Annotated in this window: 24 protein-coding genes and 1 tRNA gene; 9 read left to right on the plus strand and 16 right to left on the minus strand. The window is 61.0% G+C overall.

The window, feature by feature from the left end; all coding sequences use genetic code 11:
* Positions 1-9: 9 nt before the first annotated feature.
* From N2597_RS05225 to N2597_RS05235, 3 genes are read right to left on the minus strand one after another with little or no spacing between them, the layout of a single operon-like run.
* Entirely contained in the window at positions 10-369 is a 360-nt protein-coding gene (locus tag N2597_RS05225) for a YciI family protein (RefSeq protein WP_096771835.1), read from the minus strand.
* A 2-nt stretch (positions 370-371) separates the two neighbouring features.
* Positions 372-731, minus strand: coding sequence for a YciI family protein (locus N2597_RS05230; RefSeq protein ID WP_096771834.1), 360 nt, complete (start codon positions 729-731; stop codon positions 372-374).
* Positions 732-741: 10 nt separating this feature from the next.
* The gene (locus N2597_RS05235; RefSeq protein ID WP_096771833.1) at positions 742-1,098 is read right to left on the minus strand and encodes a YciI family protein; all 357 of its coding nucleotides are present in this window, start codon (positions 1,096-1,098) and stop codon (positions 742-744) included.
* A gap of 154 nt (positions 1,099-1,252) precedes the next feature.
* On the opposite strand from N2597_RS05235, the gene N2597_RS05240 reads away from it, so the two are divergent.
* Positions 1,253-1,468 carry a hypothetical protein gene (locus tag N2597_RS05240; RefSeq protein WP_183596957.1) on the plus strand — a complete coding sequence of 72 codons (216 nt, stop codon included), beginning with the start codon at positions 1,253-1,255 and terminating at the stop codon, positions 1,466-1,468.
* Between the two features lie 9 nt (positions 1,469-1,477).
* Here N2597_RS05240 and N2597_RS05245 read toward each other — a convergent pair whose 3' ends face one another.
* The 3 genes from N2597_RS05245 to N2597_RS05255 form a co-directional block, all read right to left on the minus strand.
* Complete coding sequence (locus N2597_RS05245) at positions 1,478-2,980, minus strand: AMP nucleosidase (RefSeq protein WP_096771831.1); 1,503 nt, start codon at positions 2,978-2,980, stop codon at positions 1,478-1,480.
* Between the two features lie 85 nt (positions 2,981-3,065).
* On the minus strand, positions 3,066-3,245 hold the full coding sequence (locus N2597_RS05250; protein WP_009995126.1) for a hypothetical protein: 180 nt from the start codon (positions 3,243-3,245) through the stop codon (positions 3,066-3,068).
* A gap of 215 nt (positions 3,246-3,460) precedes the next feature.
* Positions 3,461-3,799: a DUF2147 domain-containing protein gene (locus N2597_RS05255; protein WP_077993131.1), complete on the minus strand. Its 339-nt coding sequence runs from the start codon at positions 3,797-3,799 to the stop codon at positions 3,461-3,463.
* Between the two features lie 445 nt (positions 3,800-4,244).
* Between N2597_RS05255 and N2597_RS05260 the strand changes: the two genes are divergently transcribed.
* On the plus strand, positions 4,245-4,511 hold the full coding sequence (locus N2597_RS05260) for an SEL1-like repeat protein (RefSeq protein WP_038687885.1): 267 nt from the start codon (positions 4,245-4,247) through the stop codon (positions 4,509-4,511).
* Between the two features lie 186 nt (positions 4,512-4,697).
* On the opposite strand, the gene N2597_RS05265 is transcribed toward N2597_RS05260, so the two are convergent.
* Together N2597_RS05265 and N2597_RS05270 are read right to left on the minus strand one after the other, a co-directional pair.
* Positions 4,698-5,810, minus strand: a complete 1,113-nt coding sequence (locus N2597_RS05265) for a pyridoxal phosphate-dependent aminotransferase (protein ID WP_183596955.1) — start codon at positions 5,808-5,810, stop codon at positions 4,698-4,700.
* A gap of 72 nt (positions 5,811-5,882) precedes the next feature.
* On the minus strand, positions 5,883-6,314 hold the full coding sequence (locus N2597_RS05270; protein WP_039618820.1) for a pilus assembly protein PilZ: 432 nt from the start codon (positions 6,312-6,314) through the stop codon (positions 5,883-5,885).
* 325 nt (positions 6,315-6,639) lie between these two features.
* Here N2597_RS05270 and N2597_RS05275 point away from each other — a divergent pair, with 325 nt between their 5' ends.
* A complete protein-coding gene (locus N2597_RS05275; protein WP_038692389.1) occupies positions 6,640-7,086 on the plus strand; it encodes a baeRF12 domain-containing protein in 447 nt (148 codons plus the stop codon).
* Positions 7,087-7,141: 55 nt separating this feature from the next.
* Here N2597_RS05275 and N2597_RS05280 read toward each other — a convergent pair whose 3' ends face one another.
* Complete coding sequence (locus tag N2597_RS05280) at positions 7,142-8,008, minus strand: LysR family transcriptional regulator (RefSeq protein ID WP_183596953.1); 867 nt, start codon at positions 8,006-8,008, stop codon at positions 7,142-7,144.
* 89 nt (positions 8,009-8,097) lie between these two features.
* Here N2597_RS05280 and N2597_RS05285 point away from each other — a divergent pair, with 89 nt between their 5' ends.
* A complete protein-coding gene (locus tag N2597_RS05285; RefSeq protein ID WP_077993135.1) occupies positions 8,098-8,346 on the plus strand; it encodes a hypothetical protein in 249 nt (82 codons plus the stop codon).
* On the opposite strand, the gene N2597_RS05290 is transcribed toward N2597_RS05285, so the two are convergent.
* Positions 8,297-8,629 (minus strand): hypothetical protein, encoded by a 333-nt coding sequence (locus tag N2597_RS05290; RefSeq protein ID WP_077993137.1) that lies wholly within the window; start codon positions 8,627-8,629, stop codon positions 8,297-8,299. The two genes, N2597_RS05285 and N2597_RS05290, sit on opposite strands and share 50 nt — an antisense overlap.
* Before the next feature lie 357 nt (positions 8,630-8,986).
* Here N2597_RS05290 and N2597_RS05295 point away from each other — a divergent pair, with 357 nt between their 5' ends.
* Complete coding sequence (locus tag N2597_RS05295; RefSeq protein WP_009996047.1) at positions 8,987-9,427, plus strand: glyoxalase superfamily protein; 441 nt, start codon at positions 8,987-8,989, stop codon at positions 9,425-9,427.
* Between the two features lie 105 nt (positions 9,428-9,532).
* Here N2597_RS05295 and iolB read toward each other — a convergent pair whose 3' ends face one another.
* The 5 genes from iolB to N2597_RS05320 form a co-directional block, all read right to left on the minus strand.
* A complete protein-coding gene (iolB, locus tag N2597_RS05300; protein WP_009996048.1) occupies positions 9,533-10,330 on the minus strand; it encodes a 5-deoxy-glucuronate isomerase in 798 nt (265 codons plus the stop codon).
* A gap of 191 nt (positions 10,331-10,521) precedes the next feature.
* A complete protein-coding gene (iolE, locus tag N2597_RS05305) occupies positions 10,522-11,439 on the minus strand; it encodes a myo-inosose-2 dehydratase (protein ID WP_183596950.1) in 918 nt (305 codons plus the stop codon).
* 65 nt (positions 11,440-11,504) lie between these two features.
* A complete protein-coding gene (iolD, locus tag N2597_RS05310) occupies positions 11,505-13,355 on the minus strand; it encodes a 3D-(3,5/4)-trihydroxycyclohexane-1,2-dione acylhydrolase (decyclizing) (protein ID WP_183596948.1) in 1,851 nt (616 codons plus the stop codon).
* A gap of 201 nt (positions 13,356-13,556) precedes the next feature.
* Positions 13,557-15,491, minus strand: coding sequence for a bifunctional 5-dehydro-2-deoxygluconokinase/5-dehydro-2-deoxyphosphogluconate aldolase (locus N2597_RS05315; RefSeq protein WP_183596946.1), 1,935 nt, complete (start codon positions 15,489-15,491; stop codon positions 13,557-13,559).
* A gap of 91 nt (positions 15,492-15,582) precedes the next feature.
* Entirely contained in the window at positions 15,583-16,458 is an 876-nt protein-coding gene (locus tag N2597_RS05320) for a MurR/RpiR family transcriptional regulator (RefSeq protein ID WP_038687902.1), read from the minus strand.
* A gap of 206 nt (positions 16,459-16,664) precedes the next feature.
* On the opposite strand from N2597_RS05320, the gene N2597_RS05325 reads away from it, so the two are divergent.
* From N2597_RS05325 to N2597_RS05340, 4 genes are all read left to right on the plus strand, one after another.
* Positions 16,665-17,786, plus strand: coding sequence for a Gfo/Idh/MocA family protein (locus tag N2597_RS05325; protein ID WP_038692391.1), 1,122 nt, complete (start codon positions 16,665-16,667; stop codon positions 17,784-17,786).
* A gap of 80 nt (positions 17,787-17,866) precedes the next feature.
* Complete coding sequence (locus N2597_RS05330) at positions 17,867-19,084, plus strand: NAD(P)/FAD-dependent oxidoreductase (RefSeq protein WP_183596944.1); 1,218 nt, start codon at positions 17,867-17,869, stop codon at positions 19,082-19,084.
* Between the two features lie 296 nt (positions 19,085-19,380).
* Positions 19,381-19,471 (plus strand) — tRNA-Ser (locus tag N2597_RS05335).
* Between the two features lie 567 nt (positions 19,472-20,038).
* A complete protein-coding gene (locus N2597_RS05340) occupies positions 20,039-21,061 on the plus strand; it encodes a porin (RefSeq protein ID WP_183596942.1) in 1,023 nt (340 codons plus the stop codon).
* 196 nt (positions 21,062-21,257) lie between these two features.
* On the opposite strand, the gene N2597_RS05345 is transcribed toward N2597_RS05340, so the two are convergent.
* The gene (locus N2597_RS05345; RefSeq protein WP_183596940.1) at positions 21,258-22,154 is read right to left on the minus strand and encodes an alpha/beta fold hydrolase; all 897 of its coding nucleotides are present in this window, start codon (positions 22,152-22,154) and stop codon (positions 21,258-21,260) included.
* Positions 22,155-22,200: the final 46 nt, after the last annotated feature.

Here is a 22,200-nt window from a genome sequence, read left to right on the forward strand (position 1 = left end):
GGGGGCACCTCAGTTCGGAAGGGTGAGTGTTCGCACCGGTCTCAGTTCGACCGCGCCGTAGCGGGCCGACGGAATTCGCCCGGCGATCTCCTTCGCCTTCGCCATGTCAGGCGCCTCGATGACGTAGAAGCCGGCCAGATGCTCCTTCGTCTCGACATAGGGGCCGTCGGTGACGGAGAGCCTATTGTTTCGAACCCGCAGCACGCTCGCCTGGTCAGGCAGTTCGAGCGCATCGGAATGGATCATGAAGCCGTCGCGGCACAGTTCCTCGTCGAAGGCAAAGTGCGCTTTGATGAGATCGTCGGTTTCATCCGGTGTCAGCCTGCCGTCGGTGTCGGTGCTGTTATAGATCAGGCAGATGTAGCGCATGGTTATTTCCCATCTTGGATGGAATAGGCTGGGCGGACTTCGATCGAGCAATATTTAAGGATCGGGAAACTGGACGCGATGGTCTTTGCCTCCTCGATATTCTCGGCCTCGAGCAGCACAAAACCGCCCAGATGCTCTTTGATTTCGGCAAACGGGCCATCGGTTGCGGAGACTTCGCCATTGTGCAGGCGAAGCGTGATCGCCGTCGATGGTTCATGCAAGGCGTGCGCTACCAGCAGATGACCGCTGTCGCGCCAGCGATTGTCGCTGATAATGCATTCCTTCGTGACGGCATCCCATTCGGCCTGGGGAACCAGCTTGCTCTTTTCGGTGTCGAACCAGATCTGACATAGAAACTTCATCGGCGCCTCCTCATTGGGCTCTCAATTCATGGATCGGCCGCACCTCGATGGCGCCGAATTTGGCGAGCGGAATGCCGGCGGCGATGCGGATTGCGTCGTTGAGGTCCTTGGCCTCGATCAGGATGAAACCGCCGAGCGCCTCCTTCGTCTCAGCGAAGGGACCGTCCGTCACCGATGTCTCACCGCTCCGCACCCGCACGGTCACCGCCGATGTCGGCGGCTGCAGCGCCTGGGCGACGATCATGTGCCCGCTTTCGGCAAGGTCCTTGTCGTAGTTCAAGGAATTCGCGTCGAGCTCGGCCTTCTCCTCTTTCGTCATCGCGTCGAGCACCGCGCCGTCGAACCAGACCTGACAGAGATATTTCATCGCAGACAGCCTCCTTGCGATGTTTCAATGACTCTGGACGATCGAGCTTCACACATTTCGACAGCGGCAGAAAAAATATTTGTCGCCGCCGGCTGTCGAAATCGCAGGGCAGCACTCGACAAGGCTTCATCGAAACCTGTCGAGGAGAACGGCAATGAGTATTCTTGAAATCGCGATCGCAAGCCAGATCTGGGCACGCCGCCATGACAAGCCTCGTCAGGCGTTCGAGGAAGGCGATGGAATGAAGGTTCTCTTACGCACCGCTTTCACCTTCATCGCCTTCAGCCTGCTGATAGCAGGGCTGAACCTTGCTGCCGGCAGACCGCATACGATTGTGCAGCAGCCGGCGCCTGTCGTGGCGGGACGATGAGGAAACGGCCTATTGGAAGGCCGTTTCGAAGAAGCTGCGCAGCTTGCGCGAATGCAGGGCTTCCTTCGGCATGGCGGCCAGCTTCTGCACGGCGCGGATGCCGATCTGCAGATGCTGGTTGACCTGCGTGCGGTAGAAGGCCGTCGCCATGCCCGGCAGCTTCAATTCGCCGTGCAGCGGCTTGTCGGAGACGCAGAGCAGCGTGCCGTAAGGCACGCGGAAGCGGAACCCGTTGGCGGCGATCGTTGCCGATTCCATGTCGAGCGCGATGGCGCGCGCCTGCGATAGCCGCCTCACCGGCCCGCGCTGGTCCCGCAGTTCCCAGTTGCGGTTGTCGATCGTGCCGACGGTGCCGGTGCGCATGATGCGCTTCAGCTCGAAGCCCTCGTAGCCGGTAATTTCGGCGACGGCCGCCTCCAGCGCCACCTGCACTTCGGCGAGCGCCGGGATAGGCACCCAGACCGGCAGGTCGTCGTCGAGAACGTGATCCTCGCGCATATAGGCATGAGCGAGAACATAATCGCCGAGCCGCTGGCTGTTGCGCAGGCCGGCGCAATGGCCGAGCATCAGCCAGGCATGCGGGCGCAGCACGGCGACATGGTCGGTGATCGTCTTGGCGTTGGAGGGACCGACGCCGATATTGATCATGGTGATCCCGGCATGGCCCTTCTTCTTCAGATGGTAGGCCGGCATTTGCGGCAGGCGGGCAAGTGTTGCATCCGTTTCCGGCCCGCTCGAGCCGGGCAGGGTGACGATATTGCCGGGTTCGACGAAGGCGGTATAACCGTCGCCGCCCTCGGCCATCTGCTTGCGCGCCCAGTTGCAGAATTCGTCGATATAGAACTGGTAGTTCGTGAACAGCACGAAGTTCTGGAAATGCTCGGCATGCGTCGCCGTGTAATGCGACAGCCGGGCGAGCGAATAATCGATACGCTGGGCGGTGAACGGCGCAAGCGGCGAGGGCTCGCCCGGCGGCGGGATATATTCGCCGTTGGCGATCTCATCGTCGGTGGTGTTGAGATCAGGCGTGTCGAAGATATCGCGCATCGGGACATCGACGAAGGCGGAGGCCGATGCTTCCACATGCGCGCCCTCGCCAAAAGCGAAGTGCAGCGGAATCGGCGTCGTCGATTCCGAGACGATCACCGGAACATTGTGGCTCTTCATCAGCAGCGACAGCTGTTCCTTCAGGTAATGCTTGAAGAGCTTCGGCCGGGTGACCGTCGTCGTGTAGATGCCGGGCGCCGTGACGTGGCCGTAGGAGAGGCGCGAATCGACATGGCCGAAGCTGGTCGTCTCGATGCTCACCTGCGGATAGAAGGCGCGGTAGCGCGAGGCAATCGGAGCGCCTTGGGCAAGCTCGGTGAAGCTCTGGATCAGAAACGCCGTATTGCGCTCGTAGAGTTCGGTCAGCGTCTCGACGGCCTTGGCGGGATCATCGAAGCTCTGCGGCTGGAAAGGAGAGGGAGAGGAAATGTCGAGGGGCGACAAAGGGGAGATTCGTTTGTTCATGGCGCATTATAGAGAGTTGTTTTTGACAAGCAAACGACGTGCCCCGGCGGAATCGATTTTTTATCTTCTTCCGTGTCTGTACTGCTCACCGCACCGTCGGCGCGCAGAAGGTCCCGTTTCTCTCCAGGCAGGTATAGCTCGCACCGAAATGCGACTGCGTGCCGCCGCCGCCCTCATGCACGACGACCGCCGAAAATGTGACCGCGAAGATCGCTGCGAACAGCGTGATGATGCTGAAACGTCTTGCCAGAATGTAGAGGTTCATCTCATGCCCCGATACGGCAACCTAACTATGACAAGAGTTTTGTCATGCGGCGGCTGAACGAGTGCTGAGATGCCGGTTCATCCACCGTTCAGCTTGCGGGGCAGGGTCGGGCGAATTGTCGCGAAAATCGGCGGGCGGAGAAGCTTTCGAAGCATGCCGCATTTCCGCCGGCATGCTTCGGCGTTTTGAATGTTTGCTGCGTCGGCCTTATCGCATCAGAGCCGCGTCCAGGTCTGCGACTTGCAGAGGATTTTCAGGACGCAGCCCTGCATCCGCAGCGAATTGCCGGAAACCTTGCCCGAGCCGCTATAGGTCTTGTCGGCGGCCGGATCGGTAATCTCGCCGGCGTAGCTGCCGCCGGTGCCGGCAAGTGTGCCGATCTTCCGGCCGCTGTATTTGCCGGTTTTCAGCGTCACGCAGTAACTGCCGCCGCAGGCCGCGATCACCGCCGTTTCGCCAGAGGCGGTTTTCCAATTGCCGACGATCGGCTCTTCGGCATGCGCGGTGCCCGCGATGACGGCGATGGCGCTGGCGAAAATAAAGCTGCGGATCATCTTTTCCTCCCTGATGTCCTTTTGACCGGCCGCGAAAATAACTGACGCGAACGTAAAGGTAAATACAGGCGATCGGCTATTGCCGGAGATCGCCGAAAGCAGAAAAAAAGCGAGAGGTCGATGCGTTTAAACTGTCGTCTGCTGATTTCATGATGAACGATCGGTTTATTTTCGAATCTGAATCTTTCGTAAAATTCGAACGAAAACCCCTAAGCTCCAAGGCATCCGATGTTTAACAAAAATCCAATTTTACCAAGTGTTTGCACTTTGTTTGTCTCAAATTAATCATGGATTTTAGGCGTTTTTTGAAGGCCGCTCGGCATAGTGAAGCCATCAAACGAGCGGGACAAACCCGCCGAAACTGAAGGGCTGCAAGCCGCGATAGACGGCAAGGTCCGGAGGTAAAACAGGGTAAGTCACAAACAGGCTAACAGGGATAAAACCGATGGCACGCTTTGAAATGCACAATGCTGAAACGGCCACCATGGGTGGCGACAACAGCGCCGATGTCTTCTGCGAAATGGGTCTGATGTATGCGACCGGCCGCGGCTGCGCCGTCGACCTCGTCGCTGCCCACAAATGGCTGAACATTGCCGCGATCAAGGGCAACGACCGCGCCGCCGAGCTTCGCGCCGACGTGGCCGCCACCATGAACAAGATGCAGCTCGTGGAAGCGTTGCGTGCTGCCCGCGAATGGATGACGGTCCACTGAAACCGTCTCCTGCTGGCGGTTCGACAGAAATAACAACCTCGAAAGAGGGGCCGGCGGGGCGATTTGAAACGCCGATGCCGGGAGAAGAGCACCGCGGCCGGCTATCCTCCACCGGCCGCGGTTCTTCGTTGAATTATCAGTATGACGTCGTCCGAAAACCGCTGACACGTTCGGCATCACGCTTTATCAGCCGATCGCCTTCAGCACCTGCGGCAGCGCTTCCTCGAACAGCGCCATGTCGGTCTCCGGTCCGACGCTGACGCGGATGCAGCGGTTGAGCGGTGCCACACCGGGCATGCGGATGAAGACGCCATGCTCCATCAGCCCGTCGACGATCGCCCGCGCATAAGCGCCGTCGCGGCCGGCGTCGATCGCCACGAAATTCGTGGCCGAGGGCAGCGACTCAAGGCCGTTTGCCCGGGCGATGCGGCCGATCCGCTCCCGCGCCGCATGGATCTTGCCGACCACCTCGGTGAGATAGGCCTGGTCCTTGAGGGCGGCGAGCGCGGCAGCCGTCGCCAGCCGGTTCATGCCGAAATGATTGCGGATCTTGTCGAAGGCCTGCGCCGTGCCCGGCGTCGAGATGACGTAGCCGGTGCGGGAGCCGGCAAGGCCATAGGCCTTGGAGAAGGTGCGGGTGCGCACGATGTTCGGCAGATCGATCAGCGATGTGATCGACGGCAGCGAATTTGCCGGCCCCGTCTCGCTATAGGCCTCGTCGAGCACCATCAGCGTCGTCTCCGGCAGTGCCCGGGCGAAAGCGACGATGCTGTCGGCGTCCCACCAGCTTCCCATCGGATTGTCGGGATTGGCGAAATAGACGAGCGGCGCATTCTCGCGCCTGACGGCTTCGAGCAGTCCGTCGAGATCCTCGCGGTCATTGACATAGGGCACGGTCACCAGCCGCCCGCCGAAGCCGGCGACATGGAAATTGAAGGTCGGATAGGCGCCGAGCGAGGTGACCACCGGCGCGCCGGCGTCGATCACCAGCCGGACGATCTGGCCGAGCAACTCGTCGATGCCGCCGCCGATGGCGATATTGGCGGGGGAGATGCCGAGATGGGCGCCGAGCGCCTCCCTCAGCGCGAAATTTTCCGGGTCGTTGTATTTCCAGATATTGCCGGCTTCCTCGCTTATCGCCGCAAGCACGGAAGGAGCCGGGCCGAAGCCGTTCTCGTTGGCGCCGATGCGTGCCAAGACGGCACGTCCGCGTTGGCGCTCGATGGCCTCGGGGCCGACGAAGGGAATGGTGGAGGGCAGGGCGCTGATGAGCGGCGTGAAGCGCGAAAAGGCGGACATGCGAAGGCAATTTCCCGGACATGTTGACGGTTGGCGCAACAATAGGCCGGGGTACGGCCAAGGCAAGCAAGATTATTTCGACAGCTGACCAATGGGAGACGCTTGCGGGCGGAACAGCGGCGCGCGCCGTGCATCGATCGCTTCCATGTTGCCGACGAGGAAATCGGTGCGCACCACGCGGCGCAGGACCTCGGGATCCATCAGGTTGATGAACCGCACGCCGATGCGTTCCTTGTTACGGTAGACCTCGGCACAGCCGATCCGATAGGCGAGGCCGAGGATGTTGAGATAATAATGCTTCGGCAGACCGGCGGTGGTCGACACGATGAAGGTCGCGCCGCCTTGCGAGATATCGATGATCTCGGCGCTTCGCATCGAAACGCCTGTGAGGCACGGCCGGACGGCGACGATACGGGCGGGGCGCTTGACGTGGAACTCTTCCCAGCGCAGGTCGTAAATGGCGGATTTGACCGTGGCAAGGTGTGTGGCGCGGAGCATAGTCATCTTACATTCTCCGTCAGACAGGGCACAGTTGGGGTTCTTGCTCTGGTGCAAGCTGATCTTGCTCCGGCCAAGGTCACATGAATGTTTTGCGCATTCGTCAAAGATAAAATGACAATTTTAACGAGTTTGAAATTTGTTCCCATTCGGGACGTCGGCAGTCATTCCAAATCCGTTTCAGCAAGATTTCTGACGGTATGTCATTTGAAACCGGATCGCCGCTCCACTCGATTTCTGACCCAATTTCTCGAACTCTTTCAACGGCCGGACGTTCTGTCTTGATCGATGAAGCATGGCGAGCTTCGATGACGACAGCGAGGAGTTGAAGATGACCGACGTCAGAATTCCCGGGAAATCATGGATTGTAGTCTGCAATGGAGCCAAGGCTCTGATCATGCAGAATGCCGGCGATGCCCAACTGATGAACCTCAAGGTGCTGGAAACCCTGACGCAGCCGAACGAGCCCGATCGCGAAGTCGGCGCCGACAAGCCTGGCCGCAGCCATGCCGCCGATGGGTTCAGCCGCAGCGCTGTCGAAGAGACCAGCTGGCAGGAGCAGGCCGAAGCGCAATTTCTGAAACATGTGGCGGAACGAATGGACGAGCTGACCCAGGCAAAGGATGCGCACCGCATCGTCCTCATCGCGCCGCCGAAGGCGCTCGGGACCTTGCGGCCGGCACTCAGTGCCGAGACGCAGGCAGCGATTTCGGCGGAATTGGCGAAGGACTATACCAATCTGCCGATCGACGAAATCGAGCGACATCTCGCCGCGTGATCAAACCCGAGCCTAGGAGAGCGCGGGCCTGAATGGTCCGCGTTTTTGTTTTGCCTCACATCGACGGCCGCTGCCCGGCAAATAGGTCTTCATGATCGGCAAACAGCGCTGCCAGGCGGTCGATGACGGTCCTGACCTCCGGCCGTTGCCGCTCATCGTCATGCGCGACGATCCACATCTCGTAGGTCAGGTCGTCGATGACAGGCCCGGCGCGTACGAGCTTGCGTTCCTGATCGCCGATGAAACAGGGCAGCACGCCGCGGCCGGCCCCGCCACGGATCAGGTAAAAAAGCATATGCGGCGTGTTCGTCCAGCTGGTGATCCAATAATCCGGCTGTTCGAACGTCCATTTGTCGGCCGGGGTGATCGCGGTGTCGGTGCCAAGCGAAATCCAGTTGCAATTGGTCTGAGCAAAATCGGCCGCCTGGTAAGCGGCATGGGCCACTTTGACCGAACGGCGAATGGCGACGTTGCCGCTGTCCGGCCGGCTGCGGCGAATGGCGATATGCGCCTCGCGATAGGTGAAGTCGACGCCCGCATCACAGGTCTTGTAGCACATGCGGAAACTGTCCTTCGGCGTCCAGACGCCGGCCAGATGGTCGGCGATGAAGCGCAGGGTCCAGCTGTCGGCGGCCGTCGAGACGATCGGCAACGTCAGAACCTCGCCGCGCCAGTCGGAGATCGCCTGCGCCGCATCCTGCATCAGCCGGACGCGATCGAGCAGTTCCTGACCATCCCTGGCCAGAAGATAACCGGTAGGACCGCGGCTGAACAACGAACGACCGGTCGCCCTTTCGAGCGCCAGCATGCGCCGGCCGATCGTCGGCGCGCTGAGGCCGGTGCGTGCTGCAGCCGCCGAAAGCCCGCCGCCGGTCGCGACATGGAAGAAGAGTTGCAGATCGTCCCAGCTCGCATCTTTCATGGATGAAAACCCCCTTTCTCCAGCGCCTCTACATAGCCAGTGCGTGAAGGCCTAGCTCAAGTGCTCCAGCAATAGATGGAGGATAGGCAATGCTTCTCAACTGGGTCGTTCTCTTCGAGGAAGTCGAAACCCGCAATCGCCGCATGCGCCGCGATCCCATGGCCGATCCGCTCGATGGCCCGGAATGGCGCGGACTTCGCTGGATCATTCCGATCTTAACGCGTCTGGCCTCAGGAAGAGGCGAGACCGGAAAACCGCGCCGCGATAGGGCGCGGATTGACAATAGCCTCAGGTTTCGAAGCTCAGTCGCAGCACGTGGTGCAGGAATTCAGGATTGAGCAGCATGTTGAAGCTGATCGTCACCAGTCCCTCTTCGCGCTTGACCATGGTGGCGCCGATCTCGTCGTGGATGCCGAGGATCTCGAGAAAGAAATGGCTCGGCATCTCCAGGCTCGGGCTGACTTCGAGCACCGCGCCGGCCAGCGTGATCGTTCGGATCAGGCAGCGCACCTGCGTTCCGGTGCTGAGGTGATGGCCGACGAAGATGATGTTGCCGGGCCTGTCGAGGTTGAATTCCCTGTAAGCACGTTCCGCCTTGCGGTGTTCTGTGTCGAGGTGCATCTGAAAGGCCCTTTTAGCCTCCGCTTGTTCTACCACAGGATATTAGCTGAAGAATGCTGACGACTGCTGAAGAACATCGTTAGAATTGAGCGCATAGCCGGAACCTCCCGGAAAACCGCACCGATTTCGGGCAGATTTGCCCCGAATCTGCTCATTGCCCGGCGCACATGCGCCATTCTTGACATGTCGGCAGCCTTCGCGCATAGAAAGGGCCGGTTCGAGGCACCGGCCGCTCGCGGATGAAAATCCATGGTGAAGCCCTCGCGATCATGGTCACGGCCCTTTGTGCATGCTGACTGGCGGCAATGCGAGCTCCCATCCCGCAGTCGAAGAGCATGCCTTGCAAAGGCTGACGCCATGACGACGACCTATCCTGCCATTGAAGACTTGAAGGCCCAGGCCAAGCGCTTGCGCCAGGCGATGAACGATCGCGGCACCCCGCTGACCCACAGTGCGGCGCTGGAAATAATAGCCCGCCAGCACGGCGCGCGCGATTGGAATACACTCTCAGCCCTTGCGGCAAAGCCCAATGCGGGAGCGAAGACGCCGCTCTTCGTCGGCGCCCATATTCGCGGCCGTTATCTCAATCAACCGTTCACCGGCGAGGTTTTGGCACTGTCGGCCCTGCCGGGCGGCGATCTCCATAGGATCACCATCCATTTCGACGAGCCGGTGGATGTCGTCACTTTCGAGAGCTTTTCCGCCTTTCGCCAGCGTGTGAACGCGCAGATCGATGCCGACGGCCTCTCGCCGCGGAAAACCTCGAACGGCGTGCCGCATCTGGTGCTCGATCTTTGATTGCTCTTATTTCCTGGAAGGCCGACATGTAGATTCAAACTGCAGCAGCGCCGAGATGGCAAAGGCTTGGCGCTGCCAGATTATTTAGCGATCGAACCCGGGGCTTTACGCCTTCACTAGCCACTCGTGCTCGACGGCATTGTGGAATTTCCAGATCCGTTGCGGCCCGGCCATCACGTTGAGGTAATAGAGATCGTAGCCATGGCAGGCCGCGCACGGATGGTAGCCTTTCGGCACCAGCGTCACGTCTCCGTCCTCGATCGCCATCGCTTCGTCGAGCGAGCGGTCGTCGGTGTAGACACGCTGGAAACCGAAGCCCTGCGGCGGATTGAGGCGATGATAATAGGTCTCTTCCAGAAAGCTTTCGTTCGGCAGGTCGTCCTGATCGTGCTTGTGCGGCGGATAGGAGGAAGTATGGCCGCCCGGCGTGATCACCTCGACGACGAGCAGCGAATGCGCCGAATTGTCGTCTTCAGGCATGATATTGTTGACGTAGCGTACATTCGTGCCCTTGCCGCGCGTCACCTGCGGATGCGTGCCGGGCGGAATTTCCTTCGCCTGGTAGGTCCCGCCGCCGGGCGCCGAGCAGACGGCCAGCTCCAGATCGGTCTCCGCCGTCACCGACCATGTCGATTCCATCGGGATGTAGAGCGCATGCGGCGCGCCGTCGAAGGGGCTCATCCGCTCGCCGAGCGTGCCGAAATCCCTGGTGCCGGCCGACGCCTGGCCCTTGCCGGTGACCCAGACGAGGCACACTTCCCGATCTCCGGTCTCTCCCGAAACCGTCTCGCCCGGCTTCAAGCGATTCAGATCGAAGCCGACATAGGTCCAGCCGGCATTCTCAGGGGTGACATGCGTGACGCGGCCATGCGTGCCGGATGGTTTCACCTTGAGGTTTGGCATTGGTGTTTCTCCTCATAAATTGTGGGGTGCGGCCCCCTCATCCGGCTGCCGCCACCTTCTCCCCCAGGGGAGAAGGGATATGCCGCGCCGTCTCTATTCCCCGTCTCCCCAGCGGGGAGAAGGTGCCCGAAGGGCGGATGAGGGGGCTTCTTGCCCGACGATGCTCTTAAGCCCCGGGTCTTTTGCACCCGTTATCCCTTAGGAAAACCTTCGGTCGCCACGGTATAACCAGCCGCCGTCATCACCCGCATCAGTTCGGCATGGCCGATCTCAGCCATCTTCTGCGGCGGCGCCTTGCGCGGATCCTGTTCGGCTTCGACGACGAACCAGCCTTCATAGCCGTGGTCGGCGAATCGCTGGACGATGGCGCCGAAATCGAGCGAACCGTCGCCCGGCACGGTGAAGGCGCCGAGCGCCACCGCGTCGAGGAAGGACTGCCGGCTGCGGTCGAGCCCATCCACCACTGATTGGCGAATGTCCTTGACGTGGACATGATTGATTCGGGCATGGTGATTGTCGATGGCGCGCAGCACGTCGCCGCCGGCAAAAGCGAGATGCCCGGCATCGAGCAGCAGCGGAATGCCTTCGCCGGAATTGCGCATGAAGGCGTCGAGTTCCGGCTCGGTTTCCACGACGGCCGCCATGTGGTGGTGGTAGGAAAGAGGCATGCCCTGCTCGGCGCACCATTCGCCGAACTCGGTGACGCGGCGCGCATAAGCCTTCATCTCGTCGTCGGAAAGGCGAGGTTTGGTCGCGAGCGGCTTGGAGCGGTCGCCCTGGATGGAGCGGCCGACTTCGCCGTAAACGATGCAGGGCGCATTGACCGCCTTGAACAGTTCGATCATCGGCGCGATGCGGTCCTTGTTGGCCGCAAGCTCCTCATTAACCAGCGTGCCGGAGAACCAGCCGCCGCACAGCGTCACGTCGGCGGCGCGCAGGATCGGCAGCATTTCTTCCGGGTTGCTGGGGAAACGGCGGCCTTGCTCCATGCCGGTAAAGCCGGCGCTACGCGACTGCCGCAGGCATTCCTCCAGGGACACATCGTCGCTGAGTTCGGGAAGGTCGTCGTTCCACCATGCGATGGGCGACATGCCGAGTTTGGCCTTCATCATATTCTCCTTAAATGACATCGGGAGGAGCGGGTGCGCTCCTCCGGAAAATAGCGGTAACCTCGTTAACCGATGCGCTGGGAAGCGCGGGCTTCGACATAGCCCTTGCGCGCCTTGTTGACCTCTTCGCGTGGGCTGACCTCGGGCACCGCGACATCCCACCAGTGGCCGCCGGCCTCCGTGGTGATCAAGGGATCGGTGTCGATGACGAAGACCGAGGTTCGGTCGTTCTTCTTCGAGCTGGCGATCGCCTGCTCCAGCTCCGCGATTGAGCCGACCTTGACGGCGATGGCCCCCATGCTTTCGGCATGTGCGCGGAAATCGATCTCCGGCATCACCTCGTGGTAGGAGTCCTTCAGCAGATTGTTGAAGTTGGCGCCGCCTGTTCCCATCTGCAGCCGGTTGATGCAGCCATAGCCGCGATTGTCGAGCACGACGATGTTAAGCTTGAGGCCGAGCATCACCGAGGTTGCGATCTCGGAATTCATCATCATGTAGGAGCCGTCGCCGACCATGACGACGACATCGCGTTCGGGACGCGCCATCTTGGCGCCGAGGCCGCCCGCGATCTCGTAACCCATGCAGGAAAAGCCGTATTCCATGTGATAGCTGCCGGGCGCCGTCGCCGGCCAGAGCTTGTGCAATTCGCCGGGCAGGCCGCCGGCGGCGCAAAGCAGCGTCGTATTCTCGCCGCCGATCGTGCGCACCACCGCGCCGATCACCTGGGCGTCGGAGGGCAGGGCGGCATTGGTCGTCGCCATCGCCTTCGCCGCAGCTTCCATCCAGATTTTCTTCTCGGCCACGGCCTTCTCAGCCAACGCCGCCGGTGCTTTCCAGCCGGAAAGGCCCGCCGAAAGCGCCTTCAGCCCTTCGCGGGCATCGGCCACAACAGGGTGGCTGTCATGCTTCACCGCGTCGTAGGCGGCGATATTGAGCCCGATCATCTTCAGGCTGTCATTCTTGAATAGTGCCCAGGAGCCGGTGGTGAAATCCTGGCAGCGTGTGCCGACGGCGATGACGAGGTCCGTCTCTTCGGCGATCGCATTCGCTGCCGATGTGCCGGTGACTCCGACCGAGCCGAGCGCCAGCGGATGGGTCTCGTCGATTGACGACTTGCCGGCCTGGGTGACGACGACCGGAATGGCGTGGGCCTCGGCGAAGGCGGCAAGCTCCTGCGTCGCCTGTGAATAGAGCACGCCGCCGCCGGCAACGATCACCGGCTTCTGCGAGGCTTTGATCAGCGCGATCGCATTGGCGAGCTCATCCGCATCTGGCTGCGGCCGGCGGGTCGTCCAGATCTTTTCCTCAAACAGGCTTTTCGGATAATCGAAGGCTTCCGCCTGAACATCCTGGCAGAGCGACAAGGTCACCGGACCGCAATCCAAGGGATCGGTCAGCACCTGCATGGCGCGCTTCAGCGCCGAAATGATCTGTTCCGGCCGGGTGATACGGTCGAAATAGCGCGAAACCGGACGAAAAGCGTCATTGGCCGATACCGTGCCGTCGCCGAAATCCTCGATCTGCTGCAGCACCGGATCCGGCGCGCGGTTGGCGAAGACGTCGCCGGGCAGGAAGAGAACCGGAATGCGGTTGACATGCGCAACACCGGCCGCCGTCACCATGTTCAGCGCGCCGGGACCGATCGAGGTCGTGCAGGCCATGAAGCGCGTGCGGAAATTCGCCTTGGCATAGGCGATCGCGGCATGCGCCATGCCCTGTTCGTTATGGGCGCGATAGGTCGTCAATTCCTCGCGCACCTGATAAAGCGCCTCGCCGATGCCGGCGACATTGCCGTGACCGAAGATCGCCCAGACGCCGCCGAAGATCGGTACCTTCCGGCCGTCGACAACCGTCATCTGCTTTTTGAGGAAATGCGCGACGGCCTGCGCCATCGTCAACCGAATCGTCTTGCCCATCGGGGTCTCCCGGAGTTTTAACTCTTTATCTTTTTCCCTCCCCAAGCCCTCCCACAAGCGAGAGGGACTAACCTGTTCGGCTCTTTCCATTCACACCGCGCGGTTTCATCCGCAGGACGTTGCTCACGGTGTGAGGCGATGCCTCAGATTGAGTCCCTCCCCCTTGGGGGGAGGGTTGGGGAGGGGTCTTCTTCTCAATTCTCAGTTCAGCCCGCGCGTCTTCAGCCACGCCTCTGTCAGTTGCCGGAAGCGGCCGGCCATGTCGGCGATCGCCTCCTCGTCGTTCATGGCACCCGAAAGCCAGGCGCGCGCCGCGTCGGCAAAGATCGTCCTGCCGACGGCGAAGCCCTTCACCGAAGGAGCCGCCAGCGTCGCCTCGAAGCAGGAGATCAGCTCCTCGGCGGGTGCCTCGAGCCCGAGCAGCACGATACCGCGGCACCATGGATCATTTTTGGCAATCACCGCGTCGATCTTCTTCCAGGCTTCGCCGGAGGCTTGCGGCTCCAGCTTCCACCAGTCCGGCTTGATGCCGAGCGCATAAAGTTCTTCGAGCGCGGTTGCGATCGTATCGTCGGTAAGCGGTCCGTTCTTGCCGGCGATGATCTCCACCAGCAGCTCGCGGCCGACCTTGCGGGCGGCTTCGAACAGCGTGCGCAGCTTCTCCTGCTGCTCGCTCTTCAATTCGGCTGGATCGTCGGGATGATAGAAGCACAGGCACTTAATGCAGTGGCCGAGCGGCCATTCCACCAGCTGGGAGCCGATATCCTGGCTGAATTCGAAGCGCAGCGGCTTCGAGCCCGGCAATTCCACCGGCCGGCCGATCCACGAAAAATTCTTAGTCGCCGCATCGAAGAAGGCGTCGCGGCCGAAACGTTCGTCGATGAGCATGCCGTAGCCGTCACGGCCGTTCGAAACGCGCGCTGCCGCCGAGACCGCCAGCCGCTTGAAGGCGACGATCTTCTCATGGCCGACGCCGAGCTCATCGGCGAGGCTGACGAGCTGCGAACGATGGTCGATCGCCAGCGCCATCAGCTGCGGAATTTCGCCGCGCCGGGTCGATGCCCAATGAATATGGTTGATCGCCTCGTCCTTGCGCAGCGCCCGGTATTTGCTGCCCGTCTTCAGGAAGAAGTCGAGTTCCGCCCAGGTCGGATATTCCGGCGAGCAGAGCAGACGCGAGACGGCGAAAGCGCCGCAGGCATTGGCCCAGGTGGCGCAGGTCTTCAGTGGTTCGTCGCGCAGGAAGCCGCGCAGGAAGCCGGACATGAAGGCATCGCCGGCGCCGAGCACATTGAAGACTTCGATCGGGAAACCCTGGCCGACGATGCCGGCTTCTAGGTCGTCGGCGATCGGCCCGTCATAGACGATGCAGCCCATGGCGCCGCGCTTCAGCACGATCGTCGCCGGCGTCAGGCGGCGAATCTCCTTCAGCGCGCCGAGCACGTCGTCAGCGCCGGAGGCGATCAGGATTTCCTCTTCGGTGCCGACGATGAGATCGCAATCCGGCAGCGTCTCCTTCATCTTCGATGAAACGCGGTCGGATTTCACATAGCGCTCGAAACCTTCCGCATGGCCGGCAAGGCCCCAGAGGTTCGGCCGGTAGTCGATGTCAAAGATTACCTTGCGGCCGTTTGCCTTGGCGATGCGGATCGCCTTGCGCTGCGCCGCTTCGGTGTTCGGCCTGGAAAAATGCGTGCCGGACACCAGGACGGCGCGCGACGATCTGATGAAATTCTCGTCGATATCGCTTTCGTCGAGCGCCATGTCGGCGCAGTCGGAGCGATAGAAGATCATCGGCGATACGCCCTCGGCCTCCACCGCAAGCAGCACCAGCGCCGTCAGCCGCTCCTTGTCGGTGATGATGCCGTCGGTCGCGACACCTTCGCGGGCCGCCTGCTCGCGGATGAAGCGCCCCATCTGCTCGTCGCCGACGCGGGTGATGAGGCCGGATTTGAGACCGAGCCGCGCCGTGCCGATGGCGATGTTGGACGGGCAGCCGCCGACTGATTTGGCGAAGGAGCCGATATCCTCCAGTCGTGACCCGATCTGCTGGCCGTAAAGATCGACCGAGGAACGGCCGATCGTGATTACATCAAGCGCCGGCTCCGGCTGTGAACCCGGATTCGATTGTACCATGATGTCCTCCCGCTAGATTTGCGCGGCTTCCAGTGCCTGCGAATTGCCAATAATGAAACATTGGTTCCGATATTTTGTCAATTCGGAATGTTTATTCCATTTTCGCTTTTCCCGCTTTTGCGTGCTGAAGCTTGCGTCGCCGCTCGGCGATGGCCACCGGCAGCGCCATGGTGAGCGCCATCGAGGCCGAAAGCGAGCGGAAGCCGGCGAAATCGGCCTCCGCCACCTCGAACCAGTGCGTGGCGCAGGCGGCAAGCGGCGAGAAGGCCGAATCGGTGATGGCGATGATGGGGACGCCGCGGTCGGCAAGCTCCTGGCTCTGGCTGAGGCTGTCGGCCGCGTAAGGAGAGAAGCTCGCGGCGATTGCCGCATCCTTGGGCGTTGCGAACTGCACCATTTCAGGGTCGACCCCGTTCGGGGAGGCGACGATCTGGTGGCGGATGTTGAGCTTGGCAAACGCATAGGTCATATGCGCCGTCAGCGGGTAGGAACGCCGTTTGGCGATCAGATAGATCGTTTCGGCGGCGGCCAGAATATCCACCGCTTTCGTGAACGTATCGCTCTGCACCGTCGCCGCCAGTCGGTTGACCGACTGGCTTGCCGCGGCGATGAAGCCGGACAGCAGATTGGCGTCCTCGTCGTCGCCGCTCGCCTGCTCCAGCGTGACGAGCCGTTCTTCATAACTCAGTGTCCGGTCGCGCAGCCTTTCGCGGAAGATGCTCTGCAGATCGGAAAAGCCTTCATAGCCCAGATGATGCGCCAGGCGCACTAGCGTCGAGGGCTGGACGTCGGAGGCAGCGGCGATGCTGGCCGTCGTGCCGAAGGCGATTTCGTCGGGATTGCCGAGCGCGAAGGCGGCGACCTGCGCCAGCCGCTTCGGCATGCTCGCCTTGCGCTCAATGATAGTGCTGCGCAGGCTTTCGAAATCGCGCGGCACACGCGCCTGCCTCTGGGGGTCATTATCCATGCTTGCGGCTCACGGGATGAAACAAATATTCCATATTGTCGAGCATAGACGATTTCAAGCGACACGCCTAATTGTTTTTAATCGCCTGTAAATCAAGGCTTTTAAACAATTCGGCAGGGAAGGGATGCGGAAATGCCGGTGAACCCTCTCTTGTCAAAATGATCCAAATATTCCAAAAATCGCGCGCAGTCCTGGAGGAGACGGAAATGAAGCCACTTGGCATCGGTTTGATCGGCACGGGTTATATGGGCAAGTGCCACGCGCTGGCCTGGAATGCGGTGAAGACCGTGTTCGGCGATGTCGAGCGTCCGCGGCTCGTGCATCTGGCTGAAGCCAATGCCGGGCTTGCTGAGGCGCGCGCCTCCGAATTCGGCTTCGAGAAGTCGACCGCAGACTGGCGGGCGCTGATCGCCGATCCAGAGGTCGACGTCGTTTCCGTCACCACTCCCAATCAGTTCCACGCCGAGATGGCGATTGCAGCCCTCGAAGCCGGCAAGCATGTCTGGTGCGAAAAGCCGATGGCGCCGGCCTATGCCGATGCCGAGCGGATGCTGGAAACGGCGGAGCGCTCCGGCAAGGTTGCCGTCCTTGGCTATAACTATATCCAGAACCCGGTCATGCAGCACATCAGGACGCTCCTGGGCGAGGGCGCCATCGGTACGGTCAATCATGTCCGCGTCGAAATGGATGAGGATTTCATGGCTGATCCCGACGTCTTCTTTTATTGGAAGAGCGAGCTTGCCGCCGGCTATGGTGCGCTTGACGATTTCGCCGTGCACCCGCTGTCGCTGCTCTGGTATCTTTTCGGCCACGTCGAGGCCGTCATTACAGACATGGTCAAGCCCTATGCCGATCGTCCGCTCAGCGCCGGTGGCCGCCGCGCCGTCGAAAATCACGACGCGGCCAACGTGCTGATGCGGCTTGGCGGCGGCATCTCTGCCGTGTTGATGGCCAATCGCGCCGCCTGGGGACGCAAGGGCCGCATCGCTCTGCAGATTTACGGCTCGAAAGGCGCGATCCTCTACGATCAGGAACGGATGAACGAATTCGAGCTCTATCAGGCCGATGGCCGCGGCTCCGAACAGGGTTTTCGCAAGATACTGGCGGCACCCGCCCATCGGCCGTATGATCGCTTTATTCCGGCGCCTGGCCATGGCCTCGGCTTCAATGATCTCAAGATCATCGAATGCCGCGAGCTGATCCGGGCGATCTCGGGCGAACCGTCGTCGATCGTGACATTTAAAGACGGTCTCAGGATAGAGAAGTCGGTGCATGCCATGGCACAATCCTTCCACGAGCGTCGCTGGATCGAGATCGGCCGAATGTAAGAGGCCGCTTCCGTTGACGGCGCATAGGGCAGGGGATAGGCCTTGGCGAGAGTGTCGAGCCTAGTTTCAGGAGTGAGATCGTGACGGACAGATTGGTGATCATCGGCGCTGGACAAGCAGGTTTTGCCCTGGCGGCCAAGTTGCGCGCTTTGAAGGATCCGCGCCCGATCACTCTCATCGGCGCCGAGGATGTAGCTCCCTATCAGCGCCCGCCGCTTTCGAAGAAATATCTGCTGGGGGAAATGAGCTTCGACCGCCTGCTGTTTCGCGACCAGCACTGGTATGCCGACAATGACGTCGACCTTCGCCTTTCCACCTGGGTCGAGGAGATCAAACCGGACAGCAAGCAGGTGCTGCTGCAGGACGGCTCTATTCTCGACTACGGCACGCTGGCGCTGACCACCGGCTCGACGCCGCGCCGGCTGCCCGCGGCAATCGGCGGCGATCTCGAAGGCGTCTATGTCGCCCGCGACAAGCGCGACGCAGACCTGCTCGCCGACGAAATGCGGCCGGGCCGTCGCGTCCTCATCATCGGCGGCGGTTATATCGGCCTGGAGGCGGCAGCCGTTGCCCGCCATCTCGGCCTCGAGGTCACCGTTATCGAGATGGCCGACCGCATCCTGCAGCGCGTTGCGGCGAAGGAGACGGCCGACATCATGCGCGCGATTCATGAGGGTCACGACGTGGTGATTCGCGAGAGGACCGGGCTCAAGCATCTGATCGGCAAGGATGGCCGTGTTTCCGGCGCCGCTCTTTCCGACGGCTCGGTCATCGACGTCGATTTCGTCGTCGTCGGGATCGGCGTCGTGCCGAACGATCAGCTTGCCAAGGAAGCCGGGCTCGAAGTCGCCAACGGCATCATCGTCGATGAATTCGCCCGCACCTCCGATTCGGCGATTTTTGCGGCTGGCGATTGCGCGGCTCTTCCCTGGCAAGGCGGCCGCATCCGGCTTGAATCGGTGCAGAATGCTGTCGACCAGGCCGAAGCGGCGGCAGCCGTCATCGCCGGCGGCAGCGAGCCCTATGATCCGAAACCGTGGTTCTGGTCCGACCAATATGACGTCAAACTGCAGATCGCCGGCTTCAATCTCGGTTATGACGATACGTTGCTGCGCCCCGGCGCCCGCGAGGGCGCCCATTCGGTCTGGTATTTCAGGGAAGGCCTGCTGATTGCCGTCGACGCGATCAACGACGCGAAAGCCTATGTGACCGGCAAGAAGCTGCTGGAATCCGGAACCAACCCCGACCGATCGATTCTCGCCGACCCCTCCGCCGATCTCAAGAGCCTGCTTGGCTGAGCTGGTATCCGCTTATCGCCTATTCCCTGCAGCGGCACGAATGCGGTCGCGCGGCCGCTATGCGTTTCGCGATTGCGCATAAGAGGAGAGACGAGAAACGGCGGTGCTCTCCCTGAGCGCTTGGCGGTAGAGCCTCTCTCCTATTGAAGAGAGGCTCGATCGAATCATGCCGATCATGGGCGGGCAGCAACGCGCCTTTGCCCGACCCGATGGAAATGCCGGCCGCTGCATTTCTTCTGATGAAAACTCAAAAAGCCCTTGCATTCACAGACCGGTCACCATAGTTAGGCCGCACCGGAGAGGTGGCCGAGTGGTCGAAGGCGCTCCCCTGCTAAGGGAGTATACGTCAAAAGCGTATCGTGGGTTCGAATCCCATCTTCTCCGCCATTTCAATTTCCGCAGCGCATGTCGTGTCTTAACCCTTCGGTGGGAATCGTGGTCGCCTGATTGGCGATGTCTCGCAGTCGCGCGGCGGAGAAATCTCTTCCCTTCGAAGAGAGAATCGCCGGCGGGAATCACTTCCCGCGTTCCTGTCCTCGGCGACCTGCGAAAGCGGATCGGTGACCGGCCGGTTACGCTTCCAGCGATCCGGATGTCTCCCGCAATGATCAGATTTTGTCAGAAAAACGTCACGAATGTGTCGGAAGGCGCATGTCCAGCCCCTTGTCGATCTCTACTAAGCACCCGCAAAATAAGACTTTTCTTAACAAAGCATAAAGGAAATCGAGGCCGGGTGCCCGACTTGTGTCCTTTCAGCAACAGAATGCGGGGAAGGCTCCCTCAAACCCCTCGTTGGAGTAAGTTGGTGATTGCGTGACGGCCGCCGTCTTGTATTTTCACCCTCGGAAGCAAGGGCGACGGATCGTCCGCTTCTTGAAACACGGGGATGGGGCAGGGAACGCTGCTCAGCGAAAGATCCCAAACCCGATCGAAACTTTGAATTGGAGGTCATTTATGAACATCAAGAGCCTTCTTCTCGGCTCCGCTGCTGCTCTCGCAGTAGTTTCCGGTGCTCAGGCTGCTGACGCTATCGTTGCTGCCGAGCCGGAACCGGTTGAATACGTTCGCGTCTGCGACGCTTACGGCACCGGCTACTTCTACATCCCCGGCACCGAAACCTGCCTCAAGATCAACGGTTACATCCGTTTCCAGGTTGACGTTGGTGATCAGCCGCTCAACGGTTCGGACAGCAACGACTCGGACTGGGATGCTCGTACGCGCGGCCAGGTTCAGTTCACGGCCAAGAGCGACACCGAATATGGTCCGCTGACCGGCGTTATCGTCATGCAGTTCAATGCTGACAACGCTTCGGATCAGAGCGCCAAGCTCGACTCCGCTTACCTCGACATCGCCGGCTTCCGCGCTGGTCTGTTCTACAGCTGGTGGGACGACGGCCTCTCGGGCGAAACCGACGATATCGGCTCGCCGGTCACGCTGCATAACTCCATCCGTTATCAGTACGAAACCGACGCCTTCTACGCTGGCATCAGCGTCGACGAACTCGAAGACGGGTTCTACAAGTCTGACGAAGAGCCGAACAACGTCGGCGTAGCCGTCGGTCTCGGCGGCAAGGCTGGTGCGTTCAGCTACCAGATCACTGCCGGCTATGACGTCGACAACGAAGAAGGCGCTGTCCGTGCAATGGGTACGGTTGACATCGGTCCCGGTACGCTCGGCCTCGCTGCCGTATACGCTTCCGGCCCGAGCTCCTACTACACCAAGGCTGAATGGGCTATCGCTGCCGAATACGCTATCAAGGCAACCGACAAGCTCAAGATCACTCCTGGCGTCCAGTACTACAGCAACTACTACGTTGCTGGCGACGACTTCAGCGATGACGACGCTTGGAAGGTTGGTCTGACGGTTGATTACCAGATCGTCGACAACTTCTACGCCAAGGCTTCGGTTCAGTACCTCGATCCGGAAAACGACGACGACTCGACGGCTGGCTACTTCCGCCTGCAGCGCTCGTTCTAATCTGATGTGACTTCGGTCAATCAGGAAAGCCCGGCTCTCGAGCCGGGCTTTTTGTGTTTGTACGAGTGGCGTGGAGGCGGCTGGCGCATCGGCCCGAAAAGCGGAGCCCGTTTCGGAAAGCACATCGGCTTGCAAGCTTGTGGCTCCCTTGCGCATCTCTAGAGGTGTGCGGCTGTAGCTGAGAGGTCTCCATCAGCTATCGGCAGCTGGCGAGGAACGCTCCAATTGCAGCAGGGATATTGCCAAGATGGAGCAGGGGCGCGTGTCCTTGTCCCTGAGCAGCATGCAGGATCAGGCTCGGATGCCGGCGGACCATTTCCTCGACCGTCTCCTTTGAGATCAGAGCGGTATTTTCGCCGCGGATCAGCATCAGCGGAAAACGGCTCAGGCTTTCGAATTGCTCCCAGAGCTCGGGGGGCGGCTGGCTGAAATCCACCGATCGCAGCGCCTCTGCGATCGCCGGATCGAAGTCGGCGACCGGTCTTCCGCCGATGTCGCGATAAAGCGCAAGGGCCATCTCGCGCCAGTCTTCCCCTGCAAGCGCGGTAAACGAGGCACCGTGATTCTCCTGCAGTATATCGGCCGCCTCTCTCCAGTCGGCCGGCTTCCTGCCGCTGTTCAAATAGTCGCGAATGAGTAGCAGCCCTCCGGCCTCGATAGCAGGGCCGATGTCGTTCAGGATCACGGCTTCGAGAAGATCCGGCCGTGTCGCCGCGATCAGATGCAGGATCAGTCCGCCACGTGATGTGCCGATGAAAATCGCCCGCTCGATGCCGAATGCCGCGCAGGCGGCAATAATGTCGTCGGCTTCGACGGCGATATTGTAATTGGCCTTGTTCTCATCCCATGCGGAGTTTCCGCGCCCGCGCGAATCGAGCGCGATCACCCGGCGTGGGCCTGTCTCGTCGCGGCAGAGACGCAGCGCAAGCGGGTGAAAATCGCGGCTATTGCGGGTCAGGCCGGGCAGGCAGATCACCGGCAGCCGTTCGGCGGCGGCCGGCCCCTCGGGCCGGTAGTCGCGGGCATAAAGCGTCAGCCCATCGGCAGAAGAATAATATCGTTCCTGGAAACCGCCTGCATCCATGTTCGCCACCGCATCTCAAGAACGATCTGAGCCCGAAGATGTAGCCTGCTTTTGA

Origin of the sequence: Rhizobium sophoriradicis, from assembly GCF_025200795.1 — a bacterium.
Taxonomy (GTDB): Bacteria; Pseudomonadota; Alphaproteobacteria; order Rhizobiales; family Rhizobiaceae; genus Rhizobium; species Rhizobium sophoriradicis.